Below are 1,738 nucleotides of genomic sequence, written 5' to 3'. Positions count from 1 at the left end.
AGTAGCTGTCTGATTTGCTTGTCCAATTCGGCTTTTTTCTTGTCTACTTGAGACTGTAACTTGCGTACCTCTAATAATTTGTTTTCTAGGTCTGTTAAACTTTGCATAATATTGGATTGATTTCGTTCTCAATCTACCATCTACGGGTTATCCTAATATCAGCATCAGAATATACCCGTAAATACGGGATTTTTTGATAAGAATCCAGTCGAGAATGAAATATGCAGGTGTCAAGAGTCAGCACCCGAATTTCTCACAAGCTCTGAAAAAAGCGGGGTCTAAAACTGCTAAAATGTATATATGGCAAGTATTTCAGCATTTTTAACCAATGAATCGACCCGCAACGCGACCGCTCCCAAAACAGTTCAGATTTGAACAGGCAAAATCACCTCAAGTCGTAGTTAATTTCAATGGGGGGCTGGTAACATCCGATGCTGGGTTAAACTTAATTGCTGAAATAGACAGAAAACTGCAAATCACATCACAGTTTGCACAGTGTTTCCAAGATTACCGAAAGCCTTATCGAATTGACCATTCAATAGAAAACTTAATTAGACAACGAATCTATGGGTTGGTCATGGGATACGAAGACTTAAATGACCATGAAGAATTACGTCATGATCCGATGTTTGCCCTAGCGTTAGGAAAAAGAATTGGAGTACAGGATGAGCCTGCAATATTAGCAGGTAAGAGTACATTAAATAGGCTGGAACATTGTCCTGAAGATGTAGAACAAGGAGCAGATAGTCGTTACCATAAAATTGGACATTCTTCAGCAGAAATTGAAAGTCTATTTGTAAATATATTTTTAAAATCCTACTCAAAAGAACCACGAAAAATTATTTTGGACTTAGATGTAACTGATGATTTAGTACATGGCAATCAGGAGCAAGTTTTTTTCAATACCTATTATGGAGGATATTGCTATGCTCCACTTTATATTTTTTGTGGGAAACACTTATTAGCAGCCAAACTTCGTCCTTCTAATGTAGATCCAGCATTTGGAGCGTTAGAAGAGTTGCAGAGAGTTATTAAACAAATACGTCAACATTGGCAGAATGTTGAGATTTTAGTACGAGGAGATAGTGCCTATTCCAGGGACGATATAAGGACATGGTGTGAGTTGCAGACTGGAGTTGACTACGTTTTTGGATTGGCGCGAAACAGCCGTTTAATTCAAATGGCTACGGCGACTCAAAATAGAGCCTTGCTTGAGTTTGAGCAGAAGTTATCAACAGTAACTTCATTCTTAGAAACTCTATTTAAACCAGATGAAAAAATTTCTGAACTTGCTTGTGACCTGATTGATAACTCAATTTGGCACAAGTCGTTAGACTATCACCCGGATTTCTCACCACACCTCGAATGGAGGAGTAATGAGTAGTAAGTAAGGAGTTATGAGTAAGGAGTAAGAAGTTATGAGTTAAAAATTTTACTTATTACCCATTACTTATTACTCATTACCCATTACTTATTACTCATCATCAAACACAAAGGAGCTTGTGAGAAATGCGGGTGAAAGTATGCCTAGCCAAACTACCGACTTAGTTCGCTCCTATCTCAAAGAAATCGGACGCTACCCTCTGCTAACTCCTGAGCAAGAGATTACAAATGCTAGGCTTGTGCAGCAGATGATGGCGATTGAAGAACAGCGCTCAAGCCTCGCACTTCAACTAAAGCGAGAAGCAACCACAAGAGAATTAGCTACCTCACTTGGGCAAAGCGAAGCTGAAGTACA

General features: G+C 38.9%; 1 protein-coding gene and 1 pseudogene. Both read left to right on the top strand.

All coding sequences use genetic code 11. From position 1 onward, the window contains the following. Nucleotides 1-328: 328 nt before the first annotated feature. A pseudogene (locus H6G97_RS50885) lies at nt 329-1,339 on the top strand (IS1380 family transposase); the annotation flags it as partial. A 184-nt stretch (nt 1,340-1,523) separates the two neighbouring features. Further along, on the top strand, nt 1,524-1,738 hold a 215-nt coding region (locus tag H6G97_RS50880), incomplete at its 3' end, for a sigma-70 factor domain-containing protein (RefSeq protein WP_277883494.1).

The organism is Nostoc flagelliforme FACHB-838, from assembly GCF_014698065.1.
In the GTDB taxonomy this organism is placed as follows: Bacteria; Cyanobacteriota; Cyanobacteriia; order Cyanobacteriales; family Nostocaceae; genus Nostoc; species Nostoc flagelliforme_B.
Note: the sequence above shows the minus strand (reverse complement) of the source record. Positions and strands in the feature narration are given on the sequence as shown.